Here is an 18,664-nt window from a genome sequence, read left to right on the forward strand (position 1 = left end):
TGCAGAATTTTATGAAAATATAAGGGGAGGATAACGTTATGTATCGCAGAGTGTTATTTGATGTGATAAAACGTGTAAAATGTGCAAAGTAATTATATTTACCTTTCTTATTTTTATATTATTTAAAGCGTAGTAGATGCAAAGTGTATTATAAGGTATCTGATTTTATGGTATACCAGACAAGAATTTTGTTAAAATCAGGGACTGTGCGCTGTGTATTTATAGGCTTGTGTTTTGCTTTTTCTTTTCCACAGCCACTTGCTGCATTTGATTTTTTCGGCATCCCTCTTTTTGGTCAAAAGAAAACAAATTCTTCTTCACATTATGCCAAAAGTACAGAGAAATTTTATAAAGTTGATGTTGTTGCACCGCCAGGTGCACCATTAGAAGGTATAAAAATAGTTAAATCTGTTTCTTCTCTTGTTGCTGATAAAGAGAAAGCATCCGCCAGTTCTTCTGGTTTGCTCGCCAAGGCGCGTTCAGATTATCGAGCAATTCTTTCTGCTCTTTATGCTGATGGACGCTATGGTGGTGTTATTAGTATTAAAATTAATGGCTTAGAAGTCGCTGATTTAAGTCCGGTAACTCAACTTCCAGCACGGTCCAATATTGTTATTACAATTAATGCTGGTCCACAATATGTTTTTAGTATTGCAAATATTGATAAAGTAGCTCCGTTTGAAAAACGTAAAGCGCATAAAATGCCCACAATTGAAGAATTGGGCTATAAAGTTGGGGCTATTGCTAAATCTGAAACCATTTTGAAAGCAGAAAAATGGGCGATAGAAGGATGGCGGCAACAAGGTTATGCTAAAGCTAAAATTATGAAGAGTGAGGTCGTGGCTGACCATGCTGCGTTGCGTGTTGAAGGACGGATTGTTGTTGCTCCTGGACAAAAGGCTTATTATGGTCCTTTAAGTGTGCGTAATATAAGTAAGAAACCACGTGTAGATTCAGCTTATATCGCGTGGATGACCGGATTGAAACCAGGGCAGATATACGATTCTGATGCGTTAGCTAAGGCAAATGAACGTCTTGCGCGCCTTGGTGTTTTTCGTGCTATCAATATACGTGAGGCTGATACTATTAATCTAGATGGTAGTTTACCGCTTGCACTTGTTGTACAAGAACGTAAACCGCGTCGTTTTGGTGTAGGCGGTAGCTATTCAACTTTAGACGGTGCTGGTTTTGAGACTTATTGGATGCATAACAATCTTTTTGGTCATGCAGAGACTCTTAAAATTGAAACAAAAATAAGTGGTGTTGGTAGCAATAAAAAGCAATCATATAATTTTAAAAATTTTGATTATCTTTTCGGTGGCACATTTGTAAAGCCCGGTGTACTCACGCCAGATACAGATTTCAGGTCAGAATTAAAAATACAACAAGATGTTTTAGAAAATTATACGACAAAAGCCATCAAAGGAAAATTAGGTATTACGCATATTTTTAATGGTAATCTATCGGGACAGGCTGCTGTAGAAGTTTCAAATGGTTATTCACGTGATATCTATTTTGGGAGCCGTAATTTTACAACAATCGGTTTCCCTAGCGGTTTGATTTACGATAGTCGTAATAATAAGTTTAATGCAACAAAAGGTTTATATGGTGAAGTTTTCATTGAGCCTTTTTATGAGATGCGTTTTAGCAACTTTGTTGCAAAAGTAACAGCAGAAGGTCGTTCTTATTGGGCGTTGGATGAAGGGGATCGTTTTGTTGTTGCTGCGCGGGCAAAGCTTGGTACAATTCTTGGGAATGATACAGCACAAGTACCCGCAAATACGCTTTTTTTTGCTGGTGGTGGGGGCTCTGTTCGTGGTTATGCTTACCGTAATATTGGTATCAAAACAGAAAATGATGGGGTTGTTGGTGGACGGGCGCTTATTGAGGGGTCAGCAGAATTGCGTGTTTCTTTAAATGATAAAATAGGGTTTGTCAGTTTTCTTGATGGAGGTTTAGTAGGGGAAAAGGCGAATTTTGATTTTTCTCAAAAAATTAAATGGGGAGCCGGTATAGGAGGTCGTTATATGACGGGTCTTGGTCCTTTACGCGTTGATTTAGCCTTTCCTTTAAAGAGAGAGAAGGGTGACCCTCGCATTGGTTTTTATGTAGGTATAGGGCAAGCATTTTAATGAAAAAAGGTGTACGTTTATCAGCTTTCTTCTTTGTATTTTTGTTTTTTTGGATGGGTGGTTTTGTTTTTGCGCAAAGAGGAGACATTCTTCCCTCTAGCGAAATGAAAACAGATGATCGCTCATGGTTTGTTTCTTTAATTGAACGAAAGCTTTCAGCACCTAATCGTCAAGTTCGTTTACACAATATGCAAGGGACACTGTCTTCTCAAACATCAATTGATACTATTACTGTCAGTGATAAAAAAGGGGTTTGGCTTAAAATTACCAATGCTAAAATGGATTGGAATCGTCTAGCGTTGCTGAGAGGGCGGATGGATATTAACCAGCTTTCGGCAGAACAGGTTACATTTTTACGCAAACCGCAAGGCAATTCTTCTTTTGTTTCTTCCCTTGAGACGGGTAAGTTCTCTTTACCAAAATTGCCGCTTGCTCTTTCTATCAATACGCTTACAGCTCAACATGTGACATTTGAACAGAATCTTTTTGGTTTTTCTGCTGATATGTCCTTAAAAGGCAATTTCACCTTGGCTGGTGGTAATTTTGATGTCGATATAGCGGCGCATCGTTTAGATGCACCGGGTTCTTTTTCTGTTCTCACCAAGATATCTGATAGTAATCGTACAGCTCAAATTGATATTTCTGCTAACGAACCACAAAATGGTATTTTGGCGAATATTTTTAACATTGAACAACGTCCAGCATTAAGTCTCGTCGTGAAAGGTGATGGTACTTTTGATGATTTGGTTATCAAACTTTCTTTAGAGTCCGATCATCATTCTATTTTAGATGGTAATGTTATTCTTGCAAGTGTTCCAGAAGGACAGAGTTTTTCTACGAAATTAGAGGGAACACTGAGCCCTTTAATACCTGTTCAATATCGTAGTCTCTTCGAATCTGATATAACATTAAAAGCAAAGGCAAGAAGAACAAAAGAAGGTGTGACACACCTTGATCAGATGGTTATTCAGAACAAAGCAATGAATGTTATAGCCAATGCTGAAATAACCGCCGATGGATTCTTGCGACGGCTTTTTGTTGATGGCAAAATGGCTCTTGATAACGAAAAGGAGTCTGTTCATTTACCTATATCAGAAGTGCCAAAACCTGCGAATACTCTTGCTTTGAACATTGACTATGGTCGCGAAGGTCAACAATCTTGGAATGGGCGGTTGGTTGTAAATCATTTAAGCAATAAAAATATTTATATTCGCGATGCAATTTTTGATATGGGAGGAGTAAGCGAAAATCTTGATAATGCAGCTTCTCGTCATGTTGGTGTTCAGGTTAAAGGGACGCTTCAAGGGGTTAAAAAGATTAAGGGAGCGTTAGTAGAAAATTTAAGCCAAGCGGTTCATGTGCATTTAGATACGGATATTGTTTCGAACAAACCAATTTTGATTCATGATCTGAGTGTTACGGCTCAGAGTTTTTCTTCTTGGTTAAAAGGGACAATGGAGAATTTTGTTTTTAAAGGCGATCTCGGTTTAAAAGCTCAAACATTAACTCCTTTGGAAGTGTTCAGTAAACAATCACTTTCTGGTAGTGCAGATATTAAAGCCAAAGGAACGATCAATTTATTGAGTGGCATTTTTGATCTCCAATTATCAGGAATGGCTGACGATATGAAAATAGGCGTGCAGTCTTTTGATCGTTTATTCAAAGGAAACATCACTCTTTCAGGTGGTGCTACTCGAAATACGAAGGGTTTCATTTTTCGTCATTTTAATTTGAAAAATCAATATACAAACATAAAGGCTAATGGTTATTTTTCAGATGAAAGCGCTAAAATGGATCTATCTGCTGAAATATCTGATTTGTCCAAATTAGATCCAAAGATAAGCGGTGCGCTTACGATTGAAAGTACGGCGAGAGGGCGCAATAGCCATATAAAACTAAATACACGTGCCCATATTGCTGAAGCATTAATCGTAGGGAAGAAACTTCAAAACACAACATTTAACATAGATGTACTTGTAGATAATACAGCACCAGTTACTGCTTTAACGGGGGGGGTAAAAGGTGAAGGAATTTTTGCTAAGAAACCTTTGCATTTATCGGCCTCTTTTAAAGATTCTCATAAAATTCGAAAACTTGAAAATATCGATATTAGAGGGGGAAGTGCAAAAATAACGGGTGATCTTTCTCAACAACTTGGCGGTTTTTTGAAAGGAGCGCTGCATATTGATGCCGATGATATTTCCGTACTTTCAGCGTTATTTTTGCAGGATGGTAGTGGAAAAGTAAAAGGAGATTTTATTTTTGATGAACAAAATGGCAGACAAAAAACCAATGTGAAGGCGCATGTTAACCATTTGAATTTTTCCAAGAATAAAATAAAAAAATTGGCAATAGATGCTGACATATTCGACCCTTTTGGCATGACTCAGTTTGAAGGAGTTATCAATGCAGAACATATTCAAACACCTTTGGTAATGGTCAATCGTTTAAATGCTCACGCCGATAGGAATAATGGACAAACGGTTTTTACTGTCCAAGCGATGTTGCATGATACTCTCAATGCACGGCTTTCTGGTCGTTTAATGGTTGAGGAACTTCCAGAAAGTATAAAACGAGAAGTGCAAATTGAAGCTGTGGACTTAAAACAACACACTTTTCATGCAACATTGCCGAAGCCATCTATAATTTCTTTTGATAAAGATGGAATGACAATCAATGAATTAGGAATTGCAATAAATGGGGGCAACATCATCTTAGCAGGAAATATTCAAGATACCCTGAATTTACAACTTACAATGAATGCCCTTCCTGCTATTTTAGTCAATTTGTGGAAATCCGATCTTGGAGCAGCAGGGAGTGTAACAGGGCAGGTTATGATTCGTGGTCATTTAAAAAAACCTGATATAACTTACGATATAAAAGGTGAGGGACTGACAACCGTTGCTTTTCAAGATAAAAAAATTATGCCTTTTTCTTTTTCTGCTACGGGAAACACTGTAGATCAAAATCTTACTTTGAATGCAAATTTAACAGGAGAAGGAATACAAGCACAAGCTCAGGGGCGTGTATCTCTAGAGAAAAATGCGCTTGATCTTCATATTAATTTGCAAAATTTATCTGCACGTTTGGCGAATGGTTTTATTGCAGGACAAGCGCTTGATGGGACAGTAATAGGTAAAGTTGATATTGATGGAACAATGAAGGATCCATCTGCTCATTTTGAGCTTTCTAGTCAAAATTTAACCGCTATGACGCATAAAGGACCGATGTCAATCAATATAAATGCTCGTGGTTCTTATAAAAAATCGACATTTCATATTGAAAATATGATAGCTACTGGAGATAAAGGATTAGATCTTTCCATCCATGGGCCTGTATCTCTTAATGGTTCAGAGGCAAAATTAAACGTTAAAGGGATAATGCCTCTTGATTTTGTTAATCTCTTATTAGCTAAGCGTGGTGCACATATAACGGGTACAGCAAGAATTGATACAGCTCTTAATGGGTCATTATCAAAGCCACAATTGATAGGAAATATTTCTATAGGCGACGGTAGCTTTTTTGATTCACAAACAAATGTAGGATTGAATAATATAACGATTGAAGGCAAATTGAAAGGTGATCATATCCTTATAGAAAAAGCTTCAGCTTCTTCGTTTGAGGGGGGAGGAATTTCTGCTTCAGGTCGTATCTCTAATGGTCTAGAGACAGATTTGATATTTCATCTTGATAATGCCAATTATAATGATGGTTCTATGATTCTGGCAACATTATCAGGTGAGATGACAATGACAGGTCATTTTTTAAATAGTCTTGTTCTTGGTGGTGATATCATCGTTGAAAAAGCTGAAGTTTTTGTTCCTGATCATTTTAAAAGTGCCAAGTTTCTTGATGTTAGAAATAAGAATTTAACTAAATCGATTCAAACAACACTTGAACGTGCTGATGTTAAGAACACGAACAAAAGCAAAAGCCGTATAGTTACACAAGAATCTTCATCTGTCGTGCTATCAAATATGCGTATTACAGCACGCAATCAATTTTTTGTACGCGGAAAAGGCTTAGATGCTGAACTGGGAGGACGCATTAATCTAGCAGGTCCATTGAATGATGTGCATCCAGTTGGTGAATTTAGAATGATTCGTGGACGTTTTGATATCCTGTCGCAACGTCTTAATTTTGATCAAGGACAAGCGAGTTTTAGTGGTAATCTTAATCCTACGGTTTATTTTGTAACCAACAATAACAGTGGTGATATTCGCGTCACTGTAACTGTAAGTGGGACGGTTGATAATCTTGATATTAATTTTTCATCACAACCAAATTTGCCTCAGGATGAGATTTTGGCGCGTTTGATTTTTAATCGCTCTCTTAATGAATTATCACCATTTCAGATTGCTCAACTTGCAGCAGCAGCGGCTGATCTTGCAGGTAGTTCTAATACATCTTTGTTGAATACTTTACGAACTAAAATTGGACTTGATGATCTTGATGTTATCGTTAATGAGAAGGGGAATACAGGCTTACGTATTGGACGCTACATACACAATAATATTTATTTGGGCTTTGAAGCAGGGTCTGATGGAACGACGAAAGGGACAATTAATTTAGATATTTCGCGTCATCTCAAAGCTAAAGGTGCCATAGGAAATGAACAAAATTCTAGTATAGGTCTCTTTTATGAAAGAGATTATTAAAGATTGAATTTAAAAAAACAATTTCTTCGTTTTTTGTCTCTCATTTCTAAATCTGAGGAAGAAGAGATAGACTAGAAATCCTATAAAAGAAGAAGCTTTTTGTTGAGGCGTGAAGAGATATATCTGAAATATTCGATTTTTTGTTTATGCTATTCTCTAAAGGGAAAAAATCTTCACGAAAGATAGTATGTTATTTTGCTGCTATATATTTATTTTAGAGAAATACCTTACCTTGTTTTCAAGCCCATATCGTGCTGTTGCCTAAAGAATGGAGTGTGTGCAATATATTGATTTATAAAGATAATTTATTGTTATTCAACTTGAATTAGAACTTTGAATATTATATGATTCTCTCATTACTAATCTCTTTCGTATTGAATCAATCAAAACCATTCGGCTTGCATGCTACAAGCGGAGAATCCTGTGTGGATAAAACTATTAAGAAATGACTAAAAATGCCTCTTATGAATCATCTCGAGAACTAAGAGCTGTCGCAACATTAGGGACTGGCAGAATAGTGTGAATGGTGCCGGCTTGTTACTCCATAAGCGTAAAGATAGGGCAGCTTAATGGATTTATCATTATACAATTCACGGACGTTATCGCGAAATGGGCTTGGGGAAGACTTTGAGAGAGGTTTCTTTAAAACAAGCACGTGAATTTGCAACACAATGGCATTCTGTTTTTATGTGAAGGACATGATTCCATTAAAGAACGTGATAAACAAAAGCGTTAAGCGGAGAATTCATAAGATATCGATTTTATTGTCAAACGCATTTAAAGTAATATTTTTTAATAATAAAAATTACCTATTATTTTAGATTTTTGTTTATTGTGTCTTGAATGAGATCACTTTTCTTATAACGAATAGCTCCGCGAACAGAATACTCCAAAATATAACATTATTGTATTGCAAGTTTATGTACTTGTTTTAAAGCAACATTTCTCAGTGTGCGCTTGAGTCTATTTCATAAGATTGCTTGTGAAATGGTATAAAGTACCTCTTATGAATGGTATAAAATCCACACTACCGTTATTAATAAAGGTATAAGTATTTACTAAAGCTATAAGCCGGCATTATCATTCTATTTTTCAGCTTCTCATGTTGCTGACAATCTTTTCACTTGAAAGTGTAGAGGTATTTTTATTGCTTATCTTAAGAGTTTTTATGCATATACCAATATCTCTTATGACGTACAACAAGCGCTTTTGATTGATTCATCATAAATATAAAGAAAATTTGCAATAAGCAAATTACATCTTATCTTTTGTTTAAGATGTAAAATAACAAATTATGATTATAAATCAAAGTATTAAAATGTATATTAAAAGATATTTTTGTAAAAATATTTATCAGAGTTATATGTCGTATTTTTCTATTTTAGCGGTTAAAAGAAAGAGGAATGTCATTTTGCTTTTCATCTGTTTTTTTGCATATTGAAATTATAGCCTTATATAAGCACTAACGTTGTGCATTTATAAACTCTTCAAGCAGTTAAAGTATTGGAGGAATATCATTTTAGTTTCTAAATGTAGAAAAAACAGCAAAGCTTGCTTTAAAGCAAGCTACAACAGTAAAAAAGTTTTATAATAAAACCTCTCTTATTTTTTCAATGTTTTTCTTTTAAACGGAGTGTATCTATAATTTGCAACACAATTTATAATTGTTAGCTTATTCTGTTGTACCATAAAAGACCGACATTTGAGGTGTGGTGATATAAGGTATGTAAGCCTTTTTGACACAGTATTCTGAAAGCACGTGGTGAATATTTAGGGTAAGCCTTGTATAAGTGAATCACATAAGTTGTTATCAAGTGGAATGAGCTCAATAAAAATCTAGATTGTTTACAGATCAGATTGGGTAGAGTCTTTGTCCTTTAAAAGTTGTGTGGAGAAAAGAATTATCAGTGCAGGGATAAACACGGATAAAGGTTGTATTGATCCAGATTCATTATCATCCGCGATAATTTTTTCAAACCTTGATGCTCTCTCTTTCAGGATTCACAACACTTATGAATGTTTCAACACTTATTTGAGGAAGGGAAGGGGTTTTTGAAATTTCATGGTTAAAGTCAATTGCATTCAACAAAATAGCGAGTAAAGTTTTCATTTAAATCCAAGAAGTTTATTTTCAATAAACCATAAATTCTTCGCAAACTTTGATTAAAGTAATGCTTTTTCTTGGTAACAAGTCTTTTTTATAAATGGAGCATTACCTTCTATCCATTTTTTATTTCAAATTTTATTTAAGGATCTAGAAATTAGGAGGTATGTTTTTTGAACTGGATATTATGAAGTTTTTTATAAAACCCATGTTCTTTTGCTAGCAATTCTTTTTGAGTACCTTGTTCAATTAGTTGTCCATTTTGTATGACCACAATTTTATGAGCACGAGCAATCGTTGAAAGGCGATGAGCAATAATGATCGTTGTGCGTCCTTTAGTAAGGTGATGAATAGCTTCATTAATTTGTGCTTCGGTGTGTGAATCGAGCGCACTCGTTGCTTCATCAAGAATCAGAATTTCACTATCGTGAATCATTGCTCTAGCGATAGCGAGTCGTTGTTTTTGCCCCCCTGAAAGATTACAGCCATTATCACCTATCTGTGTATCATAACCATTTGGCAAACTCATAATAAAGTCATGAGCATTTGCTGCTTTTGCTGCTTCGATAATTTCGTCATCACTAGCTCCTTCTTTTCCAAGTCCGATATTATATTTAACAGTTCCTTGAAAGAGAAAAGTATCCTGTCCTACATAGGCCATCAGGTTTCTCAGAGAGCGAAATGTTGTGTAGCGAATGTCTTGATCATTAATCAATATGCGTCCTTTTGTGGGGTCATAGAGGCGCATAATAAGGTTGATAAGGGTTGATTTTCCCGAACCGGATGGTCCCACCAATGCTGTCATTTTTCCGGCTTCTATTTCTAGGTTGATGTCTTTCAATATCATTTTGTTATTAGTGTATGCAAAAGAAACATGTTCGAAACGAATAGTTCCTTGCGTTTTATTCAGATCTTTAGCTTCTTTATGTTCTACAACTGTAAGGGGACAATCGAGTATTTCAAACATCGTACGGATATTGACCAAGCCAGATTCAATTTTAACACGTACATTTGCTAGTCTTTTTGCGGGTTCATAAGCTAAAAGTAAAGCAACAATAAAGGACATAAATTCACCTTGAACACCTGCGCGTTGGGTTGCAAGATAACCGGAAAAACAAATAATACCTGCAATGGCAACACCCGTGAGTGTTTCCATAATTGGATTGGTAATAGCTTCGAGTGTTGCAATACTGTTTGTTTGTTTTTCAACATCACAAATGGCTTTGTCCATCCGTTTTTTCATGACTTCTTCTAGTGAAAAGGCCTTGATGATTCGAATACCAACAGCCGTTTCCTGTACGATTTTGATAATTTCACCAAGTGAAAGGAGCTCTTTTTCCATCAAGCTGCGAACGCGTTTTAAAGCCATTCGAACGCCTAAAAAAGCTAGTGGTCCTACGATTAAAGTAATGGAGATTAACACAAAGTTTTGAATGAACATGACAAGCAACAGACCACTAACGGAAAGCAAATCACGTACAAAAGTTGTGATAATAGTATCAATTATATTACGTACGGCTGTCGCATTATGAGTTACACGAACAAGAAGATCAGATGAAGTGTTATTATGATAAAAAGAGACTCCTTGTTCCATAAGTCGTGCAAAAATTTTACGCTGTTGTTCAGCAATGATACTATTGCCTGCTTTGTTTAGAAAGTAAGTTTGAAAAAAAGTTGCAACTCCTTTGAGAATAAAGATAAAAGCAATGAAGCTAGAAATCAAAACAATCATAGGAAAATTTTGTGCATCAATAATCTGATTAACAACATCCCGCATAATCCATGCACTGGTTGCTGTGGTACAAGAAATGATGATCATTGAGAAGATAGCCGCACTATACCAACGCATATGTTTACGAAAATTTTCTCGCAAAAGGCGGATAATAAGATGTTTGTCAAAAGAGGAAATTTGTTTTTTAGCCATGAAGAGCTTCTATATTCTCTCATTATTTTATGCAAGATTGAAACACTCTTAATTAAGAAGCCCCTTAATCTTTTTTACAAAAATAGCTTTTTCTTTCAAGGTTCATCACATCAATTTCACGACGGTGAGAGTGAAGAATGTAGTGCAAAGTTTCTGTGAAAGGTATAACGAAAATTCGTTGTTCATCATTATTTTTAGTTTTCAATAAAAGGTACCGGCGAGTTTCATTATTGTATTTACCAATTTCCATATTGTGATAGTCTTTGGCACTTGAAATAGTTCACAAAAAACATTTCTGCTTTTTTGATAATTTTTATGTATCATCTCCATTTGTGATGTGTAAGCAAACAATTTTGCCGCATTGCATGATACAGAGAGCTTGAAATAAGAAGACCTTACGATGTTTGAGTTTTCTCATTTAATATGCAAAATAATGAATTCTTCTTATAAATCGATCAAGCATTATTAAACTCTTAAAAGGATTTATACACATTTATAAAACCTTAAAAGCACCACAAAAACTCTATGTGGTGCTTCTAAATAATACTATACACATCATTTTGATGAATTGCATGCGAATATTATTCCAATGCAAAACTATTTAGGTGCTATCACCATCATCATTTGCCGGCCTTCAAGCTTTGGCTCCAATTCGATTTTGGCAATTTCACTTGTATCTTCTTTCACACGCTGAAGAAGCTTTAATCCAAGATCTTGGTGAGCCATCTCACGACCACGAAAACGCAAAGTAATCTTTACTTTATCACCATGATCAATAAAGCGATGAACAGCCTTGAGTTTGACTCCATAATCATGGACATCAACATTTGGGCGCATCTTAATCTCTTTGATTTCGATGACTTTTTGCTTCTTACGTGTTTCAGCAGCTTTTTTTTGGGTTTGATATTTTAATTTTCCCAAATCGATGATTTTACATACAGGTGGCTCCGCATTTGGTACAATTTCAACCAAATCAAGTCCCGCATCTGCAGCCATAGCAAGAGCTTCTTGTATCGAAACAACTCCCTGATGTTGTCCCTCATCATTGATAAGCTGAACATGAGGTACCCGAATATCCTGATTTGAACGTGGTCCGTCTTTTTGGGTAGGTGTCATTTTAAACGGTTTACGAATGGTTTATGCTCCTTAAATTTTGATTCAACTACAGTTAATTTAATATACAATTATGTACCTAAAAACAACTATAATTCGTGTTATTTTCATTATTTGATTTATTACTTTTTGGAATGATTTAGATTATAAAAGTTTTTCTCTTAATTTAAAGAAATTATTTTATGGAGGATAAAGAATCATGGATCAAAATATTCCTTGTCAGTTTTTTTCATTTGAGAACACCGCACTTGCAGTACGCTATCGCAAGGGGCGCCAATCTCCAGGTTTGGTTTGGCTTCCTGGCTATCAATCCGATATGTTAGGAAGTAAGGCAACGTTAGTTGATCAGTTTGCTCAGAAGAATGATTTGTCTTGTTTACGTTTTGATTATTCTGGACATGGAGAATCTGAAGGTGATTTTTTTCAAGGAACAATTTCGCGTTGGGTTAAGGAAAGTTTAGCGACTTTTGAAACCTATTGTGAGGGTCCACAAATTTTGATTGGTTCCTCTATGGGTGGGTGGATTGCGCTAAGGCTTGCTATGATGCTAGCACAGAAAAATAAGAAGCTTGCTGGCATGGTATTGATTGCTCCAGCACCTGATTTTACACAAACATTGGTGGAACCAAAATTAGGCCCAGAAGAATGGAAGATTTTGGAGGAGAAAGGCTATATTGAACGACCTGCTGTTGATGATACAGAGCCAATGCCCTTTACAAAAACATTGATTGAAGATGGACGTGAAAATTGTGTTATGAAAGGATGCATTGATATTGGGTGTCCAGTCCATATTCTACAAGGGATGGAAGATGAAGATATTCCCTATCAGCATACATTGACTTTACTTGATCATTTACCTCTCCATGATGTAACATTAACGCTTGTTCGTGATGCAGATCATCGCTTTTCTCGTCCACAAGATTTAGATTGCCTTGAAACAGTATTGGGATCTTTGATTAATCAGATTAATGCAAAATAAGGGGTGCATTTATTTATTAATGATGAAGATAAAAATATGAGCATTTCTAAACAGCATTTTATTTTTTCTGAGCGCTCTGTACCTGTACGGGTGCGGGAAAATAAGTATGCGCGCCGTCTTACCTTACGTATTGATGCCAGAAGTCAGGAGATTTGTGTAACAACACCACCAGCAATAAATCTCTATGCGGTTGAAAATTTTATTGAAAAGCATCGATCTTGGATTGAGGCACGTCTTGCTCATGTACAAATCTCTCATAAAAATGCTTATCTCAAAGAGGGGGCGACAATTCCCTTATTGGGTGTTTCTCATACCATAAAACATAGAGAGGGACGTGGAGTAACAGAAATCATTACAGCAGATGCGGAGCAAGGGCCTGAAATTATTGTTTATGGTCAATTAGAATATCTTCCAAGACGCATTGCTGACGTTTTAAAAAAACAAGCGGCGCTTATTATAACGCCTTTGGTGGCACATTATGCTCATCAGGTAGAGCGTAAAGTCAAATCCATTTGTTATAAAGATACGAGAAGTCGTTGGGGCTCTTGTTCAATCGATAAGCGTCTTTCTTTTTCTTGGCGCCTTATTATGGCACCAAAAGAAGTTGTGGAATATGTTGTTGCTCATGAGGTTTCTCATCTTGTTGAAATGAATCACGGTCCAAGATTTTGGGCTCTTTGTGAAGAACTATGTCCTGATAGTAAAACGTATCGTGCTTGGTTGAAGGAAAATGCTCATAGATTGCAAGCAATTAATTTTGATTCATATAATTTAGAGGCGTCAAAAACTTTCAAATGAAGGCAATATTTAACGGAACTTTTTCTTGAGTGTTTTGTTGTGTGTGTGCTTGCTCATGCATAATGAGGAAGCCATTGAAGCTCTCAGCACGATTGTTCTCCCCTGCTTGGTTTGCTGAGTGTCTTCAATGTTTTTACTTTATCTTTTTTGTAATTCAGCGTAATAATCCTAAGTTCCGATGACTTATAAAAAAATGGGAAGGTTTTTTATGTCTGTTCTTACAGATCCACTTCAGCTATTACAGGCACTTATTCGTTGTCCTTCTGTTACACCTCATGAAGCAGGGGCGTTATCAACTTTGGAACAATTTTTGAAAAAAATGGGATTTCATGTCGAGCGCCCTATTTTTACGGATAAAAATACAGACAATGTTGAAAATCTTTATGCAAAAATAGGAAGTGAAGGACCCCATCTTATGTTTGCGGGTCATACGGATGTCGTACCGCCAGGTGCATTGGAAGATTGGACTTATCCACCTTTTGAAGCTGTCATAGATCAAGGAAAATTATATGGGCGGGGTGCTGTTGATATGAAGGGTGGAATCGCTTGTTTTATTGCGGCTCTAGCGCGAGTTCTTGAGAAACGACCCATTAAAGGAAGGGTAAGCCTTTTAATTACTGGTGATGAAGAGGGGACTGCTGTTAATGGTACGGTAAAACTTCTCAAATGGGCAGAAAAAAAAGGTGAAAAATGGACAGCGGCTCTTGTGGGGGAACCAACAAGCGTAAAGACTGTTGGTGATATTATCAAAATTGGTCGCCGCGGATCGATTTCTGGTATTATTACCGTGAAGGGTCGCCAAGGTCATGTTGCTTTTCCAGAGCGGGCTGCTAATCCCTTGCCTTTGGCAAGTAAGCTTATTCAAGCATTGACACAAACTGCTTTAGATAAAGGGACAGAGAATTTTCAACCTAGTAATCTAGAGCTAACAAGCATCGATACCGGTAATTTAACAGTCAATATTATCCCAGCGCAGACAACAGTTCGTTTTAATATACGCTACAATGATCTTTGGACAAAAGAAACACTGGTGGAGGAAATTGAAAAGCGTCTTGCTTTGGTGCAATCAAAAAACAATGGTGACCAATATCCCTCTTATCAGCTTGAATGGATTCCAAGTTTAGGGGATGTTTTTTTAACCAAAAATGATAAACTTATTCAAACTTTATCCAATGCTATTAAAAGTGTAACAGGGAATATACCAGAATGTTCCACTTCAGGTGGTAGTTCGGATGCGCGATTTATTAAGGATTATTGCCCAGTGGTTGAATTCGGCTTACCAGGGCAAACGATGCATATGGTAGATGAGTGTGTGGCCCTTGATGCAGTGGAAACTCTTACTACTATTTATGAGCGTTTTATTATTGATTTTTTTTCATAAAGAAAAGATTGCTGGTTCAAAAATACTTTTATCTTGTTGTGCCATAAGATATTACCATTTAAGGTATGGTGATACGAGTTCCGTAAAACTTAATATATTAAGTGGTTTTAGAGTAAGTGATGAATATTCTTAAGTTGGGATTCTTGTCTGTAGAATCTTTAGTTAAGTGAATTACATAATTGGAAAGCCAAAAGAGGACTGCTTGAAGAAGCAGAACTATTTAGACCGTATTGGATTGAAAATATTCGTTCTTTAAGGTGTAGAAAGGCAGTGCAATCATATATGGAAAACAATGAATATTATATCATCATTGTGTAGTGACAGGTTGAAGTCATGAAGACACACAAAAACATGCTGCTATTGTAAAAAGTTCGTACAACATAAATGCGCTCATTCACAGCTCATGTTTTAATATGGTTTCTGAGCTCTCACAAAAGGTACCTCTTATTTCAATTAGACTCTCTTAGAATAAAGACTATAGGAAAAGCGCTTTAAGTTTATTTTATTTCATATATTTTGCTCTGCTTTTTTTGTCCCCAAGAACTTCCGTTGCAATATCATTACGAGATAGAAGGTGAGCTTATTTAATCAGCTTTAATATTGGTTATGATAAAGGTACACAGAAATTCTTTTGTAGCATCACGTTGACTTCTTTAGCCAAGGATTGTCCTAGTATTATTCTCAATTTTTTAATAAAATAACCTTAAAGGACGCGTATAGATACTCATAAGCATGTACGCATACAAGTGAAATTATATGGGATTAATGTCATTTCGCTCGCTAACAAAGCAATCTCGATTCATATTTGGTATATTTGCCATTTGAGTGCATTATTTGTGTAATAAAGCTCATGATGTTGCTGTTATCTATAAATCAACACCAATCATACAGCCGCGTATCTCAAATAAATATTGGTTCAGTATTTTTTGCGACAACAGCTTTTATATGCCAGAATAGGATAAAAGTATTGTGTATATCTATTTTTTATAATCTCTGAAACAGACATACAACCTCATTGAGGGAAAATATAAAAGGTATAAAGGTGAAAATCAGCGTGCTTTTTTACTCTCCTTTTTTTATTCGGTTTTACGGTTTTCAAAAGTAACTAGAGTAATATCTTTTTAAATAATTAGAGATTGATACATGGTTTCATGCTTATTTCTCTGGTTCTTTAAATGGTGCCACGATTTCATAAAGAACAATACATTATCGTATTATGCATTCACGTAATTGTTTTAAAGAAATTTTCTCAATGTTTATCACATTTATGCCACTACGGTGCTTATGAATAGTGTAGTATAAAATTTTCCGTGAAGCGTATAAAGTCTACAGTGCCTCACCATCTTTGCGTTTAATGAAAAAGAAAGTTAGACCACCATACACTTTCTAGCTCAAAATATTGCAATAGCTTTTAGCATTTAAGAGTGTTCATCAGAGGCCTTTTTACTCCTTTTTTATAGTTTTTATCCACATGCTTCTCCCTTTTTAAGGTGTAAGCAAATGGCGGTAACTAACTTGCTATAAATAGTTTTGAAATGAGAGAATCTCATGATATTCTAATCTCACCTTTGCTGTGAAAAATGATAATTATGATTAAAATAAGTATGTTGTTATAAAAACTTTAGTTTGCGAGTTGGCTGATGATGTGATCAAGAACAATACGTCCTTTGGTTGTTGCTTTTAAGCGTTGGTTATCCACCATTTCTATCAATTCTTGGTGTTGTAAATCGATCAGTTTTTCCATTGGAATGCGTTTAGGGCTTAAGGTTTCATAGCGTATAAGTTCTAAGCCTTCGCAAAGGCGTAATCCCATAAGGAGCATTTCATTTGCCTGTTGTTCAGTGGTTAAATGTTCCGTTTCAATACAGCCATGTCCTGTTGTTTCTACCAAATTAAGCCACTGTTCGGGATGCTTTTCATTTATTGTGACATAACGTTCGCGGTTTTCAAGGTGTGATGACAATGTTTTTGAACAGAAAGAGGAATGATTCGGTGTGTGCTCAATGAAACGTCCATGTGCTCCTGGACCAAAGCCTGCATATTGGTGATAACGCCAATAAAGAAGATTGTGTGCTGATTCGGCACCGGGCATTGCATGGTTTGAGATTTCATAGGCAGGAAGTCCATTTAGTGCCGTTATTTCTTGAGTAAGATGATACAGATCTGCTGCTAGCTCTGATGGGGGAAGGATAAGTCTTCCTGCATCATGAAGCCGTTTAAAGGCAGTTCCTTCTTCGATTGTCAATTGATAAAGAGAAAGATGGTCCGCTGCTAAATCAATTGCTTGTACAAGTTCAGATTTCCATTGTTCAAGGGTTTGTTCGGGACGGGCATAAATGAGATCAAAGGATAAACGTGGAAAAATTTTCCGTGCTAAAGTAATGGCGCAAAGAGCTTGTTCCACATTATGGAGTCGGCCAAGTTTGCGCAATGCTTTATCATTGAGCGCTTGTATTCCTAGAGATAAGCGATTAACACCTGCCGCACGGTATCCACGAAAGCGCTCTGCTTCCACACTGGATGGATTGGCTTCTAATGTAATTTCAACTTTATCATCGACTACCCATTTTTTTGCAAGTGCTTGCAATAGGGCATCGACAGTCTGTGGCTCCATAAGAGAAGGGGTTCCTCCACCAATAAAAATACTTGTAATATGGCGTGGGCCTATTTTGTGGTATTGCGTTTCTATTTCGCGCTTAAAGGCGGTGACAAAACGTGGTTGATCAACACCATGGATGCGAACATGCGAATTAAAGTCACAATAAGGACATTTAGCTGCACAAAAGGGCCAATGAATGTAAATGCCGAAAGGTTCATTCATGAGAATGCTAAAAGGTTTTCTGCCAAAAGTTTGAAAGCACGTGCGCGATGCGAAAGAGGGGGAAGATCATTACGTTTCCAGTTGTGTTTTTGCTCTGTTGACATTTCTCCAAAGGTATTTTCATATCCATCGGGTAAAAAAATAGGATCAAAACCAAAGCCTTTGTCTCCCCGTGGAGGCCAAATGAACGTTCCTTCAACGCATCCGCGGAAGTAATCTGCATGAGCATCAGGCCATGCAATGCAAATGATGGATATAAAACGGCATTTCCGTTGACTTTTTTCTCGTGCTCCGACTTTTTGGAGTTCATTTTCTATTTTTTTCATAGCTTTTGGAAAATTACGTGTACCATCGGCTTGAATTGCCCAATCAGCGGTATAAACGCCTGGCGCACCCTCCAATGCATCTACCTCTAAGCCTGAATCATCAGAGAGTGCAGGAAGTCCTGTTTTTTTTGCTGCTGAAAAAGCTTTAATATAAGCATTTTCTTCAAATGTTTTTCCCGTTTCTTTTGGTTCTGGCAAGCCCAGTTCTTTTGCCGATTGTATTATTAAACCGAAAGGCGTAATTAAAGTAGTGATTTCATGCAATTTTCCGGTGTTATGTGTAGCAATGACAAGTTTTTTATCTGCTATGCTTCTCATATAGATTTCTCCAAAAATGAAAGGGGAATTATTTTTGTGCTAAAAACCGGTTTAAATGCTCATACACACACATTCTGCTTGATTTTACATGATATGATTATTTTACACGT

Annotated in this window: 9 protein-coding genes and 1 pseudogene; 6 read left to right on the forward strand and 4 right to left on the reverse strand. The window is 36.3% G+C overall.

The genetic code is table 11. The features are described from left to right. Positions 1–167 precede the first annotated feature (167 nt). The 3 genes and pseudogenes from ACFIME_RS08170 to ACFIME_RS08180 form a co-directional block, all read left to right on the forward strand. Positions 168–2,132: an autotransporter assembly complex family protein gene (locus ACFIME_RS08170; RefSeq protein WP_375654769.1), complete on the forward strand. Its 1,965-nt coding sequence runs from the start codon at positions 168–170 to the stop codon at positions 2,130–2,132. After that, positions 2,132–6,790, forward strand: a complete 4,659-nt coding sequence (locus ACFIME_RS08175) for a translocation/assembly module TamB domain-containing protein (RefSeq protein ID WP_375684779.1) — start codon at positions 2,132–2,134, stop codon at positions 6,788–6,790. The genes ACFIME_RS08170 and ACFIME_RS08175 overlap by 1 nt, the downstream gene beginning before the upstream one ends. A 455-nt stretch (positions 6,791–7,245) precedes the next feature. Then, a pseudogene (locus ACFIME_RS08180) lies at positions 7,246–7,523 on the forward strand (Arm DNA-binding domain-containing protein); the annotation flags it as partial. Between the two features lie 1,528 nt (positions 7,524–9,051). Here ACFIME_RS08180 and ACFIME_RS08185 read toward each other — a convergent pair. Beyond that, positions 9,052–10,818: an ABC transporter ATP-binding protein gene (locus ACFIME_RS08185; RefSeq protein ID WP_375620868.1), complete on the reverse strand. Its 1,767-nt coding sequence runs from the start codon at positions 10,816–10,818 to the stop codon at positions 9,052–9,054. Between the two features lie 597 nt (positions 10,819–11,415). Next, positions 11,416–11,934, reverse strand: coding sequence for a translation initiation factor IF-3 (gene infC, locus ACFIME_RS08190; RefSeq protein WP_375617486.1), 519 nt, complete (start codon positions 11,932–11,934; stop codon positions 11,416–11,418). A gap of 196 nt (positions 11,935–12,130) precedes the next feature. Here infC and ACFIME_RS08195 point away from each other — a divergent pair, with 196 nt between their 5' ends. The 3 genes from ACFIME_RS08195 (at position 12,131) to dapE (ending at position 15,089) form a co-directional block, all read left to right on the forward strand. Further along, positions 12,131–12,910: an alpha/beta hydrolase gene (locus ACFIME_RS08195; protein ID WP_375684780.1), complete on the forward strand. Its 780-nt coding sequence runs from the start codon at positions 12,131–12,133 to the stop codon at positions 12,908–12,910. Positions 12,911–12,946: 36 nt separating this feature from the next. Beyond that, positions 12,947–13,708 (forward strand): M48 family metallopeptidase, encoded by a 762-nt coding sequence (locus ACFIME_RS08200; RefSeq protein ID WP_375684781.1) that lies wholly within the window; start codon positions 12,947–12,949, stop codon positions 13,706–13,708. A 208-nt stretch (positions 13,709–13,916) separates the two neighbouring features. After that, entirely contained in the window at positions 13,917–15,089 is a 1,173-nt protein-coding gene (gene dapE, locus ACFIME_RS08205) for a succinyl-diaminopimelate desuccinylase (RefSeq protein WP_375684782.1), read from the forward strand. 1,621 nt (positions 15,090–16,710) lie between these two features. Here dapE and hemW read toward each other — a convergent pair. Continuing rightward, on the reverse strand, positions 16,711–17,910 hold the full coding sequence (gene hemW, locus ACFIME_RS08210) for a radical SAM family heme chaperone HemW (protein ID WP_375661981.1): 1,200 nt from the start codon (positions 17,908–17,910) through the stop codon (positions 16,711–16,713). Beyond that, positions 17,907–18,554 (reverse strand): RdgB/HAM1 family non-canonical purine NTP pyrophosphatase, encoded by a 648-nt coding sequence (rdgB, locus tag ACFIME_RS08215; protein ID WP_375617491.1) that lies wholly within the window; start codon positions 18,552–18,554, stop codon positions 17,907–17,909. The genes hemW and rdgB overlap by 4 nt, the downstream gene beginning before the upstream one ends. Positions 18,555–18,664 lie beyond the last annotated feature (110 nt).

It is taken from the genome of Bartonella sp. AP1QHHD (genome assembly GCF_042196265.1).
Taxonomy (GTDB): Bacteria; Pseudomonadota; Alphaproteobacteria; order Rhizobiales; family Rhizobiaceae; genus Bartonella.

Excerpts from the sequence above, each read along its gene's own strand:
- ACFIME_RS08200 (WP_375684781.1), top strand. The coding sequence starts at position 12,947 with ATGAGCATTTCTAAACAGCATTTTATTTTTTCTGAGCGCTCTGTACCT.
- rdgB (WP_375617491.1), bottom strand. The coding sequence starts at position 18,554 with ATGAGAAGCATAGCAGATAAAAAACTTGTCATTGCTACACATAACACC.
- infC (WP_375617486.1), bottom strand. The coding sequence starts at position 11,934 with ATGACACCTACCCAAAAAGACGGACCACGTTCAAATCAGGATATTCGG.
- ACFIME_RS08195 (WP_375684780.1), top strand. The coding sequence starts at position 12,131 with ATGGATCAAAATATTCCTTGTCAGTTTTTTTCATTTGAGAACACCGCA.
- ACFIME_RS08175 (WP_375684779.1), top strand. The coding sequence starts at position 2,132 with ATGAAAAAAGGTGTACGTTTATCAGCTTTCTTCTTTGTATTTTTGTTT.
- ACFIME_RS08185 (WP_375620868.1), bottom strand. The coding sequence starts at position 10,818 with ATGGCTAAAAAACAAATTTCCTCTTTTGACAAACATCTTATTATCCGC.
- ACFIME_RS08170 (WP_375654769.1), top strand. The coding sequence starts at position 168 with ATGGTATACCAGACAAGAATTTTGTTAAAATCAGGGACTGTGCGCTGT.
- dapE (WP_375684782.1), top strand. The coding sequence starts at position 13,917 with ATGTCTGTTCTTACAGATCCACTTCAGCTATTACAGGCACTTATTCGT.
- hemW (WP_375661981.1), bottom strand. The coding sequence starts at position 17,910 with ATGAATGAACCTTTCGGCATTTACATTCATTGGCCCTTTTGTGCAGCT.